The following is a 15,996-nucleotide window of genomic DNA, read 5'->3' as shown; positions in this document are numbered from 1 at the left end:
CTGCAGGCCCTCCTCGGGATCACGACCGCTGTGTGACGGCGATGCACACGAGCACGGCTACGGCGGTCACCGGAGCGGCCGCGGTGAAGTGCTCGCCCAGGAGCAGCGCCGACCACACCAGTGTGAGCAGGGGCTGGGCCAACTGCAACTGGCTGGCCCGCGGGATGCCGATGGCCGCCATTCCGCGATACCAGACGACCAGGCCGGCGAACTGCGAGCCGAGCGCCACCCACAGCACACCCGCGATGCCGTGCGCGGTGAGCCGCACGGGCTCGTACGCCAGCGCCACCGCGGCGGCGGGCACGCTCAGCGGCAGGCACAGCACCAGCGCCCAGCCGATGACCTGCCAGCCCGGCATGACCCGGGCCAGCCGGCCGCCCTCGGTGTACCCGGCCGCGCACACCAGCAGGGCCGCGAACAGAAAGCCGTCGGCGACGGTGAGCGCGCCGCCGCTCTGGAGCACGGTGAAGGCGACCACGGCGGCGGCCCCCGCCAGCGCGGCCAGCCAGAACCGGCGCGAGGGACGGCTGCCGGTGCGCAGGGCCGAGAACACGGCGGTGGTCAGCGGCAGCAGACCCACCACGACCGCGGCGTGCGCGGTGGTGGAGGTCTGCAGCGCGAGCGTGGTCAGCATCGGGAAGCCGAGCACCACACCGGCGGCGACCACGGCGAGGCCCGGCAGATGCCGGCGACCGGGCAGCGGAACCCGGAGGGCGAGGAGACAGCCGCCCGCGACGAGCGCGGCGAGGACGCAGCGCACGGCCACCAGCGACCAGGGTCCGAATCCCTCCAGGCCCCAGGCGGTGGCCGGGAAGGTCAGGGAGAAGGAGGCGACGCCGAGGGCGGCGAGGCCGGTGCCGAGGCCCCGGCGCTCGCGGGGAGCGGTGACCGCTATCCGACTCGGGGCAGTAGCGCTACTCTGTGTTCTCATGCACCAGCGTAGCAGCGTCACTGAACTGGCGGAACGCCTTCGGCGGGACCTCGACCGCTACTCTCCCGGTGGAAAGCTCCCGTCGAGCAGGGCACTGGTCGAGCAGTTCCACGTGAGTCCGGTGACCGTCTCGCGTGCCCTCGCCCAACTGGCCGCGGAGGGGCTGGTGGTCACCCGCCCCGGAGCCGGTGCGTTCCGGGCCGGACCGCGCGCCCCGCAGGCCGCGGCCGGGGACACCTCCTGGCAGGAGGTCGCGCTGAGCGCCGACGGCACGGCCGAACTCGTACCGCGCACGGTCGACGCGTCGGGGGTCACCGTGTCGCTGGCCGCACCGCCGCCCGGTGTGCTGGAGTTCAACGGCGGCTATCCGCATCCCTCGCTCCAGCCCGAGCGGGCCATGGCGGCGGCCCTGGCCCGGGCCGGACGGCGGCCGGGCGCCTGGGGGAGGCCGCCGCTGGAGGGGCTGCCGGAGCTGCGGGACTGGTTCGCGCGCGAGATCGGCGGGTCCGTCACGGCCGCCGAGGTGCTGATCGCGGCGGGCGGCCAGTCCGCGCTGGCCACCGCCCTGCGCGCGCTCGCCCAGCCCGGCGCCCCGGTCCTCGTCGAGTCGCCCACCTACCCCGGGATGCTGGCCCTCGCCCGCGCCGCCGGACTGCGCCCCGTACCGGTGCCCGTCGACCCCGACGGCGTACGCCCCGACCTGCTCGCGGACGCCTTCCGGGCCAGCGGTGCCCGGGTGTTCGTCTGCCAGCCGCTGTTCCAGAACCCGACCGGTGCCGTACTGGCCCCCGGCCGGCGCGCCGAGGTGCTGCGCATCGCCCGCGAAGCCGGCGCGTTCGTCATCGAGGACGACTTCGTGCGGCGTCTCGTGCACGCCGACGCGGGCCCGTTGCCCCGGCCACTGGCCGCCGACGACCCGGACGGCGTCGTCGTGCACGTCGGTTCGCTCACCAAGGCGACCTCCCCCAGCTTCCGCGTGAGCGCCCTGGCCGCGCGCGGTCCGGTGCTGGAACGCCTGCGCGCCATCCAGGTCGTGGACAGCTTCTTCGTCCCACGGCCGCTGCAGGAGGCGGCCCTGGAACTGGTCGGCTCCCCGGCCTGGCCCCGCCATCTGCGGAACCTGTCGGCCGAGTTGAAGACCCGCCGCGACGCCATGACGGCCGCGCTCACCGCGCACCTGCCCGAACTCACCCTGTCGCACATCCCGTCCGGCGGGTACCACCTCTGGCTCCGCCTGCCCGACGGCACCGACGACTCCGCGCTGACCCCGGCCGCCCTGCGCACGGGCGTCGCCCTCACCCCCGGCCGCCCCTACTTCAGCGCCGAACCGCCCGCCGCCCACCTCCGCCTGAGCTTCGCGTCCGTCGCCGGCACCGGGGAGATCACGGAAGGGGTACGTCGGCTGCGGACGGCCTGTGACGAGGTGTTCCAGGGCGCGGCGCCGGGTAATCCGGTCGACGCCCGTGCCCTGGGCCTGTGAGGATCCGGCCCATGAGCGACACACCCGCCCTCCCCGACGGCTACGAGTTCTCCGCCGACACCGCCCGCGTCGACGTCGAGCGTGTCCACGGCTGGCTGTCGGCCGACGCCTACTGGGCGCTCGGCCGGCCCCGCGAGCAGCACGAACGCGCGATGGCGGCCTCACTGAACTTCGGGGTGTACGACCGGGCCTCGGGGGACCAGGTGGCGTACGCCCGCGTGGTGACCGACCAGGCGCTGTTCGCCTGGCTCGCCGATGTGTACGTCGACCCCTCGGTGCGCGGCAAGGGCGTCGGCACGGCCTTCGTCGGCCGAATCCGCGACCACCTGGCGCCGTACGGCCTGCGCCGCGTGCTGCTGGCCACCCAGGACGCCCAGGGGGTGTACGCGAAGGTGGGCTTCCGGCCGCTGGACCGCCCCGAGCAATGGATGATCCACTTCTTCGGGTAGGCGGCCCGCTGCGGTGAGCGGCTGCGCACCGGCCGTAACTCACAGGCTGCAGCCCTTGACCTGCACTCACCCACGGCTCACCATCACCGCATGCCACTGAGGGTGACGTTCGTCGCCGCCGCGCGCAGCGCCCCCCTGCTCGCGGAGCGCTTCGACGACGACCGGCCGCTGGACCAGGCCGGCTGGGACGAGGTGCAGCGTGCCGCCGGGGACCTGCTGCCGCTGGCGGCGGCGGAGCTGCGCTACTGCTCGCCGACCCCGCGCAGCCGGGCCACCGGCGACGCGCTGGGCTACGCCCCGCTGGTCCAACTGGCCCTGCGGGACTGCGACATGGGCCGCTGGCGCGGGATGACCCTGGGCGAGGCGATGGCCCGGGAGCCGGAGGCGGTGGACGCCTGGCTCGCCGACCCGCGCGCCACCCCGCACGGCGGCGAGCCCCTGCTGGCCTTCATCTCCCGGGTCGGCGGCTGGCTGGACACCCGCCCCGCGGACGACGCCGGCCGGATCGTCGCCGTCGCCGAGCCCGCCGTGATCCGCGCGGCCCTGGTCTACGCCCTGAAGGCGCCGCCCGCGACCTACTGGAACATCGACGTGCGCCCGCTGTCCACGTCCACCGTCACCGGCCGCGCGGGCCGCTGGAACCTCCGCCTCGACGGTGTCTGCGCTCAGCCCTCGCGTACGTAGTCCGTGGTCAGCACCAGATCCTTCGCCGGGCCGCCGACCCGCCACACCGTGCGCCAGTGGTCGGCGTCCCGGACGGTGAACTCGCCCCGGTAGAGGTCCGCCGCGCACGGGTGATCGGCGACGTACCGCCCCGAGGTCAGGTCCAGCCGGTGGAAGGGCCGCCCGTCCGCGAACCGCACGTCGGCCGTGCCCAAAGTGGGTCCCGGCAGGAAGCGCAGGGTGCGGGTCGCCGGGCGCGCCACGCCCTGCCAGGTGAAGGTGCCGGACTCGTCGTGCAGCAGGCCGCCGTCGTCCAGCGGCGTGAAGACGGTCACCCCTGAGAAGGTCCCCACGTCCCCCCTCGCCAGATCCCGCACGGCCCGCTCCACGCGCCAGCGGCCGGCGAGATGGGCCAGTACGTCGGCCACCGGCCAGAAGCCCATCACGGTGCCTTTCGTCGTCGCCCGCCATCGAGCTTAGAGCGTGCCCCCGTCCGCCCCGTCCGCTCCTCACGATCAGGCAGAAGTAGCCGGAACCTCGTCCGCGGGCTGCTGTCCGAGCGGCAGCAGCCCGCGCTCGGCGAAGACCTTCTTCGCGGCGAAGGTGGCGTTCAGCGCCTTGGGTATGCCGCAGTAGACGGCGGAGTGCAGCAGTGCCTCCGTGATCTGCTCGGGTGTGAGCCCCACGTTGAGCGCGGCGTTGACGTGCACGTCCAGCTGGGCCTCGCAGCCGCCGAGCGCGGTGAGCATGCCCAGGGTGACCAGCTGACGGTCGCGCGGGGCGAGCGCGGGCCGGTCGTAGATCTCCCCGAAGGCCCAGGTGACGATCTGGTGGCCCAGCTCGGGGCTGATGTCGGCGAGCGAGTCCACGACCCGCTGCCCGGCCTCGCCGTCGACCCTGTTCAGGACCTCCAGGCCGTGCGCGAAACGCTCTTCACGGATGGTGCTCTCGCTCATGCCGACTCGTCCGTTCCCGGCCGCCCGTCGTGGAGCAGCCCTTCGTAGTGTGTGATCTTGTCGTCCAGCGCGGACGCGTTGCGCCGGAGCGCCCGGATGCGGTCGGCCAGTTCGGCGCGGTGCTCACGGAGCATCGCCAGCCGGTCGGCGACCGTCGCGTCCCCCTGTGCCCGAAGCCCCGCGAAGCGCTGCATGTCGGCGATCGACATGCCGGTCTCGCGCAGCCGCAGCAGGAACTCCAGCCAGGCCAGGTCGGCCGTGTCGTACCGCCGCTGGTTGCCGGTGGTCCGGCCGACCCGCTCGATCAGGCCGGCCTTCTCGTAGTAGCGCAGCGTGTCGTGGCTGAGGCCCGTGCGCTGGGCGACCTGGGCGATGGTCAACGACGGTTCCCGGTCCTGCGGGAGAGGCTGTCCGCTGGTCATGACAAGAACGGTAGAACCTGGAGCGCGCTCCAGGTCAAGGCCGGTCCGCGATCAGCCCCCGAAGTACGTCTGAGCTGCCCGTACGCCCTCCACCAGCGCGTCCACCTCGGCCGGCGTGTTGTAGACGTAGAAGCTCGCCCGGGTCGTCGCCGGGACGCCGTACCGCTTCGCGAGCGGCCGGGCGCAGTGGTGGCCCACACGGACGGCCACGCCCCGCTCGTCCAGTACCTGGCCCACGTCGTGCGGGTGGATCCCGTCGACCGTGAAGGAGACGGCCGAGCCGCGGTCGGTGAGCTCGGTGGGGCCGACGATCCGGACGCCCGGGACCTCGGTGAGCAGTTCGAGGGCGCGGGCGGTGAGCGCGTCCTCGTGCGCCGCCACCTCCGCCATGCCGAGCCGCTCCAGGTACCGCACCGCCGCGGCGAGCCCCACCGCCTGCGAGGTCATCGGCACGCCCGCCTCGAACCGCTGCGGCGGCGGCAGGAAGGTGGTGCGGTCCATCTCCACGATCTCGATCATCGAACCACCGGTGAGGAACGGCGGCAGGCCGGCGAGGAGGTCCGCTCGGCCCCACAGGACGCCGACGCCGTTCGGGCCGAGCATCTTGTGCCCGGAGAAGGCGAGGAAGTCCGCGCCGAGCTCCGTCACGTCGAGTGGGCGGTGCGGCACGGACTGGGCGGCGTCCACGACCACCACGGTGCCGAAGGCGTGGGCGCGGTCGGCGAGTTCGCGGACCGGGTTGATCGTGCCGAGCACGTTGGACTGGTGGCTGAGCGCGAGCACCTTGGTGTCCTCGTCCAGCAGCTCATCGGCCCGGGACAGGTCGAGCCGGCCCTCGTCGGTGAGCCCGAACCAGTCGAGCCGGGCCCCGGTCCGCTCGGCGAGCTGCTGCCAGGGGACCAGGTTCGCGTGGTGCTCCATCTCCGTCACCACTATCCGGTCACCGGGGCCGAGCCGGCCGGCGTTGCCCAGCGCGTAGGCGACGAGGTTGATGCCCTCGGTGGTGTTGCGGGTGAAGACCACCTCGTCGTCGGCGGCGCCGATGAACCGGGCGATGGTGTGCCGGGCCTGCTCGTACGCCTCCGTCGCCTCGCCCGCGAGCTGGTGCGCGCCGCGGTGCACGGCGGCGTTGTGGTGCAGGTAGAAGTCCCGCTCGGCGTCGAGGACCTGGAGCGGCTTCTGGGTGGTGGCCCCGGAGTCCAGGTAGACGAGCGGGGTGCCGCCGTCCAGGGTCCGCTCCAGGATCGGGAAGTCCTTGCGCAGCGCGTGCACGTCGAAGGCCACGACGGCTCACCTCTCACGATTCATCTCACGGTTTTTCCAGATGTTCTCCGTGAGGAACGGTATGCCCTCCTCACGGAGAACCGCAAGGATTACCATGAGGGCCGTGGCTCATGAGACCCCCGTCCACCTGCACCAGCTCCCGGTCCCGGGCGAGGACCGGTATGTCTCGCTGGCGCTGGTCAACACGCGCTTCACGGTCAGTCACGGGCAGATCGACCTGCTGGACGACACCGAGGCCGCGCACCTGTGGCTCGTCCGGCGCGAGCTGCTGCCCGACCGGGTGGAGCTGAACGGCAGGCAGTCCGGACGGCTGCGCGCCCTCCGCGAGGCACTGCGCGTCCTTTTCGAGGCCCGCGCCGCGGGGGCGCACCCGCCCGCCGGCGCCCTGGACGCCCTCAACGCCGCCCTCGCCGCCGCGCCCGCCACCCCGCGGCTCGCCTGGGCCGACGACGGCCCCCGGCGCGCCGACCTCCCCGACACCGGAAACCCGGCCGCCGCCGCCCTCTCGCTGCTCGCCGAGGACGCCACCGACCTGCTCACCGGCGCGGACGCCGGCCAGCTCACCGAGTGCGCCGCCCAGGGCTGCGCCCGCTGGTTCCTGCGCTCCCACGGCGCCCGCCGCTGGTGCACGACCAAGTGCGGCAACCGGGTCCGGGCCGCCCGCGCCTACGCGGCCCGCAAGAGCGGATAGCCGTTGCATAAAACTGCAGCGCTACGTATAGTCATGCCATCACGAGGAGGATGGACATGGCGGTACGTGCGGCGGTGGCCGGGGCGAGCGGATACGCGGGCGGAGAGGTGCTGCGCCTGCTCCTCGCGCATCCCGAGGTCGAGATCGGTGCCCTGACCGGAAACTCCAACGCCGGCCAGCGGCTCGGCGCGCTCCAGCCGCACCTGCTGCCGCTGGCCGACCGCGTGCTGACCGAGACCACGGCCGACGCGCTCGCCGGGCACGACGTCGTCTTCCTCGCACTGCCGCACGGGCAGTCCGCCGCCGTCGCCGAGCAGCTCGGCCCGGACGTCCTCGTGGTCGACATGGGCGCCGACTTCCGGCTGAAGGACCCGGCCGACTGGGAGACGTTCTACGGCTCCGAGCACGCCGGTACCTGGCCCTACGGCCTGCCCGAACTTCCCGGTGCCCGCGCCCTGCTCACGGGGTCCAGGCGCATCGCGGTGCCCGGTTGCTACCCCACCGCCGTCACCCTCGCCCTCTTCCCGGCCTACGCCGCCGCACTCGCCGAGCCCGAGGCCGTGATCGTCGCCGCCTCCGGCACCTCCGGCGCCGGCAAGGCACCCAAGCCGAACCTGCTCGGCAGCGAGGTCATGGGCTCCATGTCGCCGTACGGCGTCGGCGGCGGCCACCGGCACACCCCCGAGATGATCCAGAACCTCAGCGGGGTCGCCGGGGAGTCCGTGAAGGTCTCCTTCACGCCGACGCTCGCGCCGATGCCGCGCGGGATCCTCGCCACGTGCAGCGCGTCCGCCGTCGAGGGGGTCACGGCGGACTCCGTGCGCGCCGCCTACGAGAAGGCCTACGCCGACGAGCCCTTCGTCCGGCTCCTGCCCGAGGGCCAGTGGCCCGCGACGGCGTCCGTCTACGGTTCCAACGCCGTTCAGGTGCAGGTCGCGTACGACGAGTCCGTGGGCCGCATCATCGCGATCAGCGCCATCGACAACCTGACCAAGGGCACCGCGGGCGGTGCCGTCCAGAGCATGAACATCGCCCTGGGTCTTCCCGAGACCACCGGGCTTTCCACGATCGGAGTCGCACCGTGAGCGTCACGGCAGCCAAGGGATTCACGGCGGCGGGCATCGCCGCCGGGATCAAGGAGAACGGCAACCCCGACCTGGCCCTCGTGGTCAACAACGGGCCGCGCCGTGCCGCCGCGGGCGTCTTCACCTCCAACCGTGTGAAGGCCGCGCCGGTCCTGTGGTCCGAGCAGGTCCTCAAGAGCGGCCAGGTCTCCGCGGTCGTCCTCAACTCCGGGGGCGCCAACGCCTGTACGGGCCCCAAGGGCTTCCAGGACACCCACGCCACCGCCGAGAAGGTGGCCGAGGTGCTCGGGCGGGGCGCCATCGAGGTCGCCGTCTGCTCCACCGGGCTCATCGGCGTCCTGCTGCCCATGGACAAGCTGCTCCCCGGCGTCGAGACGGCCGCCGCACAGCTGTCCGAGCACGGCGGTGAGAAGGCCGCCATCGCCATCAAGACCACCGACACCGTCCACAAGACGTCCGTCGTCAGCAAGGACGGCTGGACCGTCGGCGGCATGGCGAAGGGCGCGGGCATGCTCGCCCCGGGTCTCGCCACCATGCTGGTCGTGCTCACCACCGACGCCGACCTGGACGGCGAGGTGCTCGACAAGGCCCTGCGCGCCGCCACCAAGGTCACCTTCGACCGGGTCGACTCCGACGGCTGCATGTCCACCAACGACACCGTGCTGCTGCTGGCCTCCGGTTCCTCCGGTGTCACCCCGCGGTACGCCGAGTTCGCCGAGGCCGTGACGCAGGTCTGCGGCGACCTCGGCCGGCAGCTCATCGGGGACGCCGAGGGCGCCAGCAAGGACATCAAGGTCGAGGTGGTGGGCGCGGCGAGCGAGGAGGACGCCGTCGAGGTGGGCCGCTCCATCGCCCGCAACAACCTCCTCAAGTGCGCGATCCACGGCGAGGACCCCAACTGGGGCCGCGTGCTCTCCGCCATCGGCACCACCAGGGCCGCCTTCGAGCCGGACCGGCTCAACGTCGCCATCAACGGCGTGTGGGTGTGCAAGAACGGCAGCGTCGGCGAGGACCGCGAGAAGGTCGACATGCGCTACCGCGAGGTGCACATCGTCGCCGACCTCGCCGCCGGCTCCGAGACAGCCACCATCTGGACCAACGACCTCACCGCCGACTACGTCCACGAGAACAGCGCCTACTCGTCATGAGCACCCGCAAGCACACGGCCCTGCCGAAAGCCCAGATCCTCATCGAGGCGCTGCCCTGGCTGACCCGGCACCACGGCAAGATCGTCGTCATCAAGTTCGGCGGCAACGCCATGGTGAACGAGGAGCTGAAGGCGGCCTTCGCCCAGGACGTCGTCTTCCTCAGGCACGCCGGCCTCAGGCCGGTCGTGGTCCACGGCGGCGGTCCGCAGATCAGCGCGGCACTCGACCGGCACGGCATCGTCAGCGAGTTCAAGGCGGGCCTGCGCGTCACCACCGAGGACGCCATGGACGTCGTACGGATGGTGCTCGCCGGGCAGGTGCAGCGGGAGCTGGTCGGTCTGCTCAACCAGCACGGGCCGCTCGCCGTCGGCCTGACCGGCGAGGACGCGCACACCATCACGGCCACCAGGCACCAGCCCGAGATCGACGGCGAACTGGTCGACATCGGCCGGGTCGGCGAGATCACCGCGATCGACACGGGCGCCATCGAGGCGCTGCTCGCCGACGGCCGTATCCCGGTCGTCTCCTCGATCGCCCGCTCCCAGGACGACGGACATGTCTACAACGTCAATGCTGATACGGCAGCTGCGGCACTCGCTGCGGCACTGGGCGCCGAGACCCTCATGGTCCTCACCGACGTCGAGGGCCTCTACGAGGACTGGCCGAACTCCGACGAGGTGATCAGCCGTCTCACCGCTTCACAACTGGAGAAGCTGCTGCCGGAGCTGAGCTCCGGCATGGTGCCGAAGATGGAGGGCTGCCTGCACGCCGTGCGCAACGGTGTCACCACCGCCCGGGTCATCGACGGCAGGGTCCAGCACTCGATCCTGCTGGAGATCTTCACCGACGAAGGCATCGGAACCATGGTCGTGCCCGACGAACAGGGGGAGTCATGAGCAACCAGGAGCTGACCGAGCGCTGGCAGGGCGCGCTCATGAACAACTACGGCACCCCGCGCCTGCCTCTCGTGCGCGGCCAGGGCGTGAAGGTGTGGGACGCCGAGGGCCGGGAGTACCACGACTTCGTCGGCGGTATCGCGACCAACGCCCTCGGTCACGCCCACCCGGCGATCGTGGCGGCCGTCAGCGAGCAGATCGCGTCCCTCGGCCACATCTCCAACTTCTTCATGGCCGAACCCACGGTCGCCCTCGCCGAGCGGCTGCTCCAGCTCTTCGGACGGGAGGGCCGCGTCTTCTTCTGCAACTCCGGCGCCGAGGCGAACGAGGCCGCCTTCAAGATCGGCCGGCTCACCGGGCGCACCCACCTGGTCGCCACCACCGGTGGCTTCCACGGCCGCACCATGGGCGCCCTCGCGCTCACCGGCCAGCCCGCCAAGCAGGACCCGTTCCGGCCGCTGCCCGGCGACGTCACCCACGTGCCCTACGGCGACGCCCAGGCACTGGCGGCGGCGGTCACCGAGGAGACCACCCTGGTGATCATCGAGCCGGTCCAGGGCGAGAACGGCGTCGTCGTGCCGCCGGCCGGCTATCTGAAGGCCGCCCGCGCCATCACCGCCGCCACCGGCGCCCTGCTGGTGCTGGACGAGGTGCAGACCGGTGTCGGCCGCACCGGCACCTGGTTCGAGTACCAGGCCCACGAGGGCGTCCTGCCCGATGTCGTCACGCTCGCCAAGCAGCTCGGCGGCGGACTGCCGCTCGGCGCCACCGTGGCCTTCGGCCGGGCCGCCGAACTGCTCCAGCCCGGTCAGCACGGCACCACCTTCGGCGGCAACCCGGTCGCCTGCGCCGCCGGACTCGCCGTCCTCGACACCATCGCGAACGAGGGACTGCTCGAGAACGTCAAGCGGCAGAGCGAGAAGCTGCGGGAGGGAATCGAGGGCCTTGGCCACCCGTTGATCGATTATGTGCGGGGCGCCGGGCTGCTCCTGGGTATCGTGCTCACCGGGCCGCGCGCGCAGCAGGTGCAGCAGGCGGCCCAGGAGGCCGGGTTCCTGGTGAACGCGCCCGCCCCCGACGTCGTACGGCTCATGCCGCCGTTGAACCTCCGCGACGACGAGGCGGGTGCCTTCCTCCAGGCGCTGCCCGGAATCCTCGACGCAGCGAACCCAGTGGATGGGGTCGGACGATCCGGAGAATGAGACGACGATGAGCCAGGCGCAGGACCACGAGCAGGCGGGTGCCGGACCGGCCGTGCCGCAGACCCGTACCGCTCGGCACCGCCGGATCGTGGACATCCTCAACCGGCAGGCGGTGCGCTCGCAGAGCCAGCTGGCCAAGCTGCTCGCCGACGACGGGCTGAGCGTCACCCAGGCGACGCTCTCCCGCGACCTCGACGAGCTGAACGCGGTGAAGATCCGCAACACCGACGGCGAGCTGATCTACGCGGTGCCGAGCGAGGGCGGTTTCCGCACCCCGCGCGCTCCGCTGGGCGAGTCGGCGAAGGAGGAGCGGATGCGGCGCCTGTCCCAGGAACTGCTGATCTCCGCCGAGGCCTCCGCCAACCTGGTGGTCCTGCGCACCCCGCCGGGTGCCGCCCAGTTCCTGGCCTCCGCCATCGACCAGGCCGAGCTGCACGACATCCTGGGCACCATCGCCGGCGATGACACGCTGCTGCTGATCAGCCGGGACCCGGCCGGGGGACAGGCCCTGGCGGACCATCTGCTGCGGCTGGCGCAGAACGGTCACTGACCCCGCATGCGGCGGCCTGCCGGTCGGCGCAGAATGGGAATGTGATCTTCCGCGGCGGGCGGGAAGGCGGGCGGGAAAGCGGGCGGGCAATCCCGTGGCGGCCCTCGACCGTATACAGAGGTGTGTCGGGATTCCGGTTCCCCGTGAGCCGCCTCCCGGACGAGGCTCTGCTGTCCGGGCTGGCCACCGGTGATCCGGAACTCGCGGTGGTTTTCGTGCGGAGGTTCCAGCACCGGGTCTTCGGAGTCGCCATGGCGGTCACGCGTGATCAGCAACTCGCCGAGGACGTCGCCCAGCTGACGTTCGAGCGGGCGTGGCGGCATGCCCAGATCTACGACTCGCGCCGGGGCTCGGTCGCCACCTGGCTGACGACCATCGCGCACAACCTGGCCGTCGACGCCGTCCGCGCCCGGCGCACCGAGCCGATGGCGTCCGAGGACCTCGACGCCCTCCTCGACGTCGTCACCGAGACCCCCGAGCGGTGGGCCCTGGCCGACGAGGCCTCCTCCCAGCTGCGCACTGCCGTGGCACAGCTGCCACGGGAACAGGCTCGGGCACTGGTGATGGCGGGTATCTACGGACTGACGGCCCATCAGATCGCCGAGCGGGAGGGGATCCCGCTGGGCACCGCCAAGACCCGGGTCAGGGCCGCGATGGCGAAACTGCGCACCACCCTCGCGTCTCCGCAGCGAGGCGACCATGTCCAGTGACCCGAACTGCGAGAAGCTGCGGGAGATCGGCGCCGAGCTCGCGCTGGGTGTGCTGTGCGGCAGCGAGCGGGCCGAGGCGGTCGCCCATCTGGACCGGTGCGCGGACTGCCGGGAGTACGTCCGGCAACTCACCCTCGTCGGCGACCGGCTGATCGGCCTGCTGCCGGGCAGCGACCCGCCTCCCGGCTTCGAGGCGCGGGTGGCGCGCAGGCTGGCCCAGCAGGCGACGGCGCAGGAGGGCCCCGGACCCGTACGCGCGTCCGGCCGTTCGCCCCGGAACTTCCGTGGCCGTGCCCGCCGCGCCCGGCTGCGGCTCGCGGCGGTCGCCACCACGCTCGCGGTCGCCGTCGGATTCGCCGGCTGGGCGGTCGGCACCGCCGTCCAGGAGGTCACGGCGACCGCGCCCGCCATCACGTCCGAGCCCATGCTGATGGGTGACATGATCGCGGCCAGCGGCCGGTCGGTCGGCGAGATCTACGCCCACCCCGGAAGCCCCGGCTGGATCTTCATGTCCGTCGATCTCGCCGGGCGCCGCAGCTCCTACACCGGAACGGTCGCCTGTCTTCTGGAGCGTTCGGACGGCAGCATGGTCCACATCGGGAACTTCTCCGTGCGCGCCGGCCGCGGCGACTGGGGCGTGGGGGCTCCCGGCGACCTCTCGGCCGTCCTGCGCGCCCGGCTGACGTCTCCCGACGGCACCGTCCTCGCCACGGCCGATCTGGAGAAGGGCCAGGTGGTCGAGCCGCAGGGCACCTGAGACACGGCCCGCCCGGTTCACGGACGGCGTGCCGGGGGCAGCGTCGCCGCCAGGGAGGCGGCGAGTTCGGCGAGCGCGGGCCGGGACGCCGGGTCGGTCCGCAGGCAGGCGTCGACGGCGGCGGCGAGGGCCGGCGGCAGCCGGCGCCGGGAGCCGACCGGCGGGGCCGTCCGCTCGGTCTGCGGATACCGGTCGTCCGGGCCGCCGGGGGCGCCGTCCTCCGCCCCGCCCTCGTTCCCGGACCCGGTCCCGCCGCGGCCGAACGGCACATCGCCGCACGCGACCTCGAACAACGTGACGCCGATGCCCCACACGTCGGCGGCGGCCGTGAGCGGACCGCCACGGCCCTGCTCCGGGGCCAGATAGCGGCGCGTGCCCAGTCCCGGGGGCGCCGGGCCGGGCGGTCGCGCGAGGCTCAGGTCGAGCACCTTCGCATGGCCGCGCTCCACCACCACGTTGGACGGCTTGAGGTCCAGGTGCAGCAGGCCCCGGCGGTGCAGGTAGTGGGTCGCGGAACACAGCTGCACACCGAGCAGCGCCACGTCCGCCGCGGCCGGGCGGCGCCGCAACCGGTCCATGAGGTGGGACAGCGTCTCACCGGTCAGCGTCTCCAGCACGACGAGCGGCTCCGGTGACACGAAGACGTCGTAGCCCCGGACCAGATGGGGATGGCTGAACTCCCGCAGCCACCGGCCCTCGCGCAGCAGGCGCTCGCCCAGCCACGCCTCGTCCCGCCGGTCCGGCCGCACCACCTTGATCACACAGCGGCAGGCCCGTTCCTCGCTCCAGGCGTCGTAGACGTCCTGCCAGCCGGTGCGGGCCAGGTGCGCGAGGATCTCGTACCCCGGCGCCGGCTGCGTGCCCGGCACCAGGGCGGGACCGCTCATGACAGCACCGCGCCCGCACTGAGCCGGTGCAGCCGGGCGTACGTCCCCTCGACGCGCAGCAGATCGGCATGGGCGCCGTGCTCCACGACCCGCCCGTGGTCGAGCACCACGATGCGCGTGGCGTCGCGGACGGTCAGCAGGTTGTGCGAGATGACGACGGTGGTCCGCCCGGCCATGAGCCGGCGCAGCGGATCCATGATCCGCAGACCGGACCGGGCGTCGAGCCCCGTGGTCGGCTCGTCCAGCAGCAGCACGGGCGCGTCCCTGATCATCGCGCGGGCGATCGCCAGACGCTGGCACTGGCCGCCGGACAGCGTCCTGCCGCGCTGGCCGACCAGCGTGTCGTAGCCCTCCGGGAGCCGCTCGATGAACTCGTGGGCGTCGGCGGCCCGCGCCGCCGCGACGATGTCCGCCTCGCTCGCCTCCGGCCGGCCGTAGGCGATGTTCTCCCGCACGGTGCCGTGGAAGACGAGCGTCTCCTGGAGCACCACGGCGGTGTTCTCCCGCACGTCGGTCGGACGCAGCTCCCGCAGGTCGGTTCCGTCGAGCAGGACGGCGCCCCGGTCGGGGTCGTAGAAGCGCAACTGGAGTTTGGCGACCGTGGACTTGCCTGCCCCGCTCGCCCCGACCAGCGCCAGGGTCTCGCCGGGCGCCACGTGGAAGGAGACGTCCGACAGCGCCCACGAGGCGGTGCCGGGATAGCGGAACGAGACGCCGTCGAACCGCACCTCGCCCCGCGCCCGGCCGATCCGCGGGGCGCCCGGTGGATCAGCCACCTGCGGCCGCTGGTCCAGCAGCTCGATGATCCGTTCGGCCGACGCGGAGGCCGCGTAGAGGCTGGTGCCGAGGCCGGACAGGCCGTGGACGGGGCCGTAGAGCTTGCCGATCAGCGCCAGGAAGACCAGCAGTCCGCCCAGCGTCAGCTGACCCTGGGCCAGCTTCCAGGTGCCGAGCCCCATCACCGCGAGGCCGCCGGTCACCTCGATGATCTCGACGACGGGCGCGTACACGGCCCGGATCCGCGCCGAGGCCATCGCCGCCCGGAACCTGCCGACGCCCTCCCGCTCGAACCGGCGCGCCTCCCAGCCCTGCCGGTTGTACGCCTGCACCAGGGCGACGTTGCCGAGCGCCTCCTCGGCGACCGCGCTGAGCGAGCCGCTGCGGCGCCTGCGCTCCCGCGACGCCGCCTTGATCAGCCGCGAGAAGTGCCGGGCGGCGGCCCAGAACAGCGGCACGATGGCGAGGGCGAGCAGGGTCAGGTCCCAGCGCAGATAGAACAGCAGGCCCAGATAGACCCCGAGGCAGATGACGTAGTAGAGGACGTCCGCCACCCCGGAGAGCAGGAACGTCTCGACCGCGTCGACGTCCCCCGTCACGCGGGACAGCACGTCCCCGAGCCGCCGGCGCTCGAAGAAGCCGAGCGACAGCCCCTGGACGTGCCGGAACACATCGCAGCGCAGCGACAGCAGGAAGCGCTCGCCGACCCAGGTGGACGTCACGTCGTCGGCGAACCCCAGCACCCCGGAGCAGAGGATGAGCCCCAGGTAGGCCGGTGCGATCCACTCCAGCGGCCGCAGGTCGCGGGGGACGAGCACGCCGTCCACGACGGACTTGAACAGCCAGATCTCGGCGGCGTCGACGGCCGGGCCGAACAGGCTGAAGAGCAGGAGGGGTACGAGCCAGCGGCGGCCGCCGCGTGTGTAGGGCCAGAACCGCCGGAACACCTCACGCGGCGAGAGAGCGGGTGCGGCCGCGACGACGGCGTCGGAGCCCTCGCCCACCGCCAGCAGACGCCGCAGCACGTGCGCCATGGGATGCGTTCCTCGGGGTTCGGCTGAGCGGACCGGGTCCTCCGGTTCCCGGTCCGCTCAGCCTCTGGTTGCGA

The 15,996-nt window shown here is 72.8% G+C and carries 18 protein-coding genes; 11 read left to right on the top strand and 7 right to left on the bottom strand.

Annotated features, from left to right (window positions below; translation table 11 throughout):
* Positions 1-19: 19 nt before the first annotated feature.
* Positions 20-931 carry a DMT family transporter gene (locus ACZ7HQ_RS28355; RefSeq protein ID WP_470995555.1) on the bottom strand — a complete coding sequence of 304 codons (912 nt, stop codon included), beginning with the start codon at positions 929-931 and terminating at the stop codon, positions 20-22.
* Between ACZ7HQ_RS28355 and ACZ7HQ_RS28350 the strand changes: the two genes are divergently transcribed.
* The 3 genes from ACZ7HQ_RS28350 to ACZ7HQ_RS28340 all read left to right on the top strand — a co-directional run bounded on the left by ACZ7HQ_RS28350 (position 930) and on the right by ACZ7HQ_RS28340 (position 3,544).
* Positions 930-2,411, top strand: a complete 1,482-nt coding sequence (locus ACZ7HQ_RS28350) for an aminotransferase-like domain-containing protein (protein ID WP_470995552.1) — start codon at positions 930-932, stop codon at positions 2,409-2,411. The two genes, ACZ7HQ_RS28355 and ACZ7HQ_RS28350, sit on opposite strands and share 2 nt — an antisense overlap.
* A gap of 11 nt (positions 2,412-2,422) precedes the next feature.
* Entirely contained in the window at positions 2,423-2,860 is a 438-nt protein-coding gene (locus ACZ7HQ_RS28345; protein ID WP_470995549.1) for a GNAT family N-acetyltransferase, read from the top strand.
* Between the two features lie 90 nt (positions 2,861-2,950).
* Positions 2,951-3,544, top strand: coding sequence for a histidine phosphatase family protein (locus ACZ7HQ_RS28340; protein ID WP_470995547.1), 594 nt, complete (start codon positions 2,951-2,953; stop codon positions 3,542-3,544).
* On the opposite strand, the gene ACZ7HQ_RS28335 is transcribed toward ACZ7HQ_RS28340, so the two are convergent.
* The 4 genes from ACZ7HQ_RS28335 to ACZ7HQ_RS28320 all read right to left on the bottom strand — a co-directional run bounded on the left by ACZ7HQ_RS28335 (position 3,526) and on the right by ACZ7HQ_RS28320 (position 6,185).
* Positions 3,526-3,966 carry a DUF6314 family protein gene (locus tag ACZ7HQ_RS28335; protein ID WP_470996168.1) on the bottom strand — a complete coding sequence of 147 codons (441 nt, stop codon included), beginning with the start codon at positions 3,964-3,966 and terminating at the stop codon, positions 3,526-3,528. The genes ACZ7HQ_RS28340 and ACZ7HQ_RS28335 overlap by 19 nt on opposite strands.
* 72 nt (positions 3,967-4,038) lie before the next feature.
* On the bottom strand, positions 4,039-4,479 hold the full coding sequence (locus ACZ7HQ_RS28330; RefSeq protein WP_470995544.1) for a carboxymuconolactone decarboxylase family protein: 441 nt from the start codon (positions 4,477-4,479) through the stop codon (positions 4,039-4,041).
* Positions 4,476-4,901 carry a MerR family transcriptional regulator gene (locus ACZ7HQ_RS28325; protein ID WP_470995541.1) on the bottom strand — a complete coding sequence of 142 codons (426 nt, stop codon included), beginning with the start codon at positions 4,899-4,901 and terminating at the stop codon, positions 4,476-4,478. Before ACZ7HQ_RS28325 ends, ACZ7HQ_RS28330 begins: the two co-directional genes overlap by 4 nt.
* A gap of 51 nt (positions 4,902-4,952) precedes the next feature.
* A complete protein-coding gene (locus ACZ7HQ_RS28320; protein ID WP_470995538.1) occupies positions 4,953-6,185 on the bottom strand; it encodes a cysteine desulfurase in 1,233 nt (410 codons plus the stop codon).
* Positions 6,186-6,279: 94 nt separating this feature from the next.
* Here ACZ7HQ_RS28320 and ACZ7HQ_RS28315 point away from each other — a divergent pair, with 94 nt between their 5' ends.
* The 8 genes from ACZ7HQ_RS28315 (at position 6,280) to ACZ7HQ_RS28280 (ending at position 13,224) form a co-directional block, all read left to right on the top strand.
* Positions 6,280-6,876, top strand: a complete 597-nt coding sequence (locus tag ACZ7HQ_RS28315; RefSeq protein WP_470995536.1) for an ABATE domain-containing protein — start codon at positions 6,280-6,282, stop codon at positions 6,874-6,876.
* Positions 6,877-6,932: 56 nt separating this feature from the next.
* Positions 6,933-7,961 (top strand): N-acetyl-gamma-glutamyl-phosphate reductase, encoded by a 1,029-nt coding sequence (gene argC, locus ACZ7HQ_RS28310; RefSeq protein ID WP_470995533.1) that lies wholly within the window; start codon positions 6,933-6,935, stop codon positions 7,959-7,961.
* Positions 7,958-9,109 (top strand): bifunctional glutamate N-acetyltransferase/amino-acid acetyltransferase ArgJ, encoded by a 1,152-nt coding sequence (argJ, locus tag ACZ7HQ_RS28305; protein WP_470995530.1) that lies wholly within the window; start codon positions 7,958-7,960, stop codon positions 9,107-9,109. The genes argC and argJ overlap by 4 nt, the downstream gene beginning before the upstream one ends.
* Positions 9,106-10,005, top strand: a complete 900-nt coding sequence (gene argB, locus ACZ7HQ_RS28300) for an acetylglutamate kinase (protein ID WP_470995527.1) — start codon at positions 9,106-9,108, stop codon at positions 10,003-10,005. Before argJ ends, argB begins: the two co-directional genes overlap by 4 nt.
* Positions 10,002-11,207, top strand: a complete 1,206-nt coding sequence (locus ACZ7HQ_RS28295; RefSeq protein WP_470995524.1) for an acetylornithine transaminase — start codon at positions 10,002-10,004, stop codon at positions 11,205-11,207. The genes argB and ACZ7HQ_RS28295 overlap by 4 nt, the downstream gene beginning before the upstream one ends.
* 7 nt (positions 11,208-11,214) lie before the next feature.
* Entirely contained in the window at positions 11,215-11,757 is a 543-nt protein-coding gene (locus ACZ7HQ_RS28290; RefSeq protein WP_470995521.1) for an arginine repressor, read from the top strand.
* A gap of 122 nt (positions 11,758-11,879) precedes the next feature.
* A complete protein-coding gene (locus tag ACZ7HQ_RS28285; RefSeq protein ID WP_470995518.1) occupies positions 11,880-12,467 on the top strand; it encodes an RNA polymerase sigma factor in 588 nt (195 codons plus the stop codon).
* Positions 12,457-13,224, top strand: a complete 768-nt coding sequence (locus tag ACZ7HQ_RS28280) for a hypothetical protein (RefSeq protein ID WP_470995517.1) — start codon at positions 12,457-12,459, stop codon at positions 13,222-13,224. Before ACZ7HQ_RS28285 ends, ACZ7HQ_RS28280 begins: the two co-directional genes overlap by 11 nt.
* A 17-nt stretch (positions 13,225-13,241) precedes the next feature.
* On the opposite strand, the gene ACZ7HQ_RS28275 is transcribed toward ACZ7HQ_RS28280, so the two are convergent.
* Positions 13,242-14,111, bottom strand: a complete 870-nt coding sequence (locus ACZ7HQ_RS28275) for a serine/threonine-protein kinase (protein WP_470995514.1) — start codon at positions 14,109-14,111, stop codon at positions 13,242-13,244.
* Positions 14,108-15,922, bottom strand: coding sequence for an ABC transporter ATP-binding protein (locus ACZ7HQ_RS28270; protein ID WP_470995512.1), 1,815 nt, complete (start codon positions 15,920-15,922; stop codon positions 14,108-14,110). Before ACZ7HQ_RS28270 ends, ACZ7HQ_RS28275 begins: the two co-directional genes overlap by 4 nt.
* Positions 15,923-15,996: the final 74 nt, after the last annotated feature.

Source organism: Streptomyces sp. NPDC037290, from assembly GCF_055603245.1.
The sequence above is the reverse complement of the archived record's forward strand: the minus strand, read 5'-3'. Positions and strand labels throughout refer to the sequence as shown.

What these genes read in the sequence shown, in the direction of transcription:
- ACZ7HQ_RS28350 (WP_470995552.1), top strand. Translation starts at nt 930, where the DNA reads ATGCACCAGCGTAGCAGCGTCACTGAACTGGCGGAACGCCTTCGGCGG.
- ACZ7HQ_RS28355 (WP_470995555.1), bottom strand. Translation starts at nt 931, where the DNA reads ATGAGAACACAGAGTAGCGCTACTGCCCCGAGTCGGATAGCGGTCACC.
- ACZ7HQ_RS28345 (WP_470995549.1), top strand. Translation starts at nt 2,423, where the DNA reads ATGAGCGACACACCCGCCCTCCCCGACGGCTACGAGTTCTCCGCCGAC.
- ACZ7HQ_RS28340 (WP_470995547.1), top strand. Translation starts at nt 2,951, where the DNA reads ATGCCACTGAGGGTGACGTTCGTCGCCGCCGCGCGCAGCGCCCCCCTG.
- ACZ7HQ_RS28335 (WP_470996168.1), bottom strand. Translation starts at nt 3,966, where the DNA reads ATGGGCTTCTGGCCGGTGGCCGACGTACTGGCCCATCTCGCCGGCCGC.
- ACZ7HQ_RS28330 (WP_470995544.1), bottom strand. Translation starts at nt 4,479, where the DNA reads ATGAGCGAGAGCACCATCCGTGAAGAGCGTTTCGCGCACGGCCTGGAG.
- ACZ7HQ_RS28325 (WP_470995541.1), bottom strand. Translation starts at nt 4,901, where the DNA reads ATGACCAGCGGACAGCCTCTCCCGCAGGACCGGGAACCGTCGTTGACC.
- ACZ7HQ_RS28315 (WP_470995536.1), top strand. Translation starts at nt 6,280, where the DNA reads ATGAGGGCCGTGGCTCATGAGACCCCCGTCCACCTGCACCAGCTCCCG.
- argC (WP_470995533.1), top strand. Translation starts at nt 6,933, where the DNA reads ATGGCGGTACGTGCGGCGGTGGCCGGGGCGAGCGGATACGCGGGCGGA.
- argB (WP_470995527.1), top strand. Translation starts at nt 9,106, where the DNA reads ATGAGCACCCGCAAGCACACGGCCCTGCCGAAAGCCCAGATCCTCATC.
- ACZ7HQ_RS28295 (WP_470995524.1), top strand. Translation starts at nt 10,002, where the DNA reads ATGAGCAACCAGGAGCTGACCGAGCGCTGGCAGGGCGCGCTCATGAAC.
- ACZ7HQ_RS28290 (WP_470995521.1), top strand. Translation starts at nt 11,215, where the DNA reads ATGAGCCAGGCGCAGGACCACGAGCAGGCGGGTGCCGGACCGGCCGTG.
- ACZ7HQ_RS28280 (WP_470995517.1), top strand. Translation starts at nt 12,457, where the DNA reads ATGTCCAGTGACCCGAACTGCGAGAAGCTGCGGGAGATCGGCGCCGAG.
- ACZ7HQ_RS28275 (WP_470995514.1), bottom strand. Translation starts at nt 14,111, where the DNA reads ATGAGCGGTCCCGCCCTGGTGCCGGGCACGCAGCCGGCGCCGGGGTAC.
- ACZ7HQ_RS28270 (WP_470995512.1), bottom strand. Translation starts at nt 15,922, where the DNA reads ATGGCGCACGTGCTGCGGCGTCTGCTGGCGGTGGGCGAGGGCTCCGAC.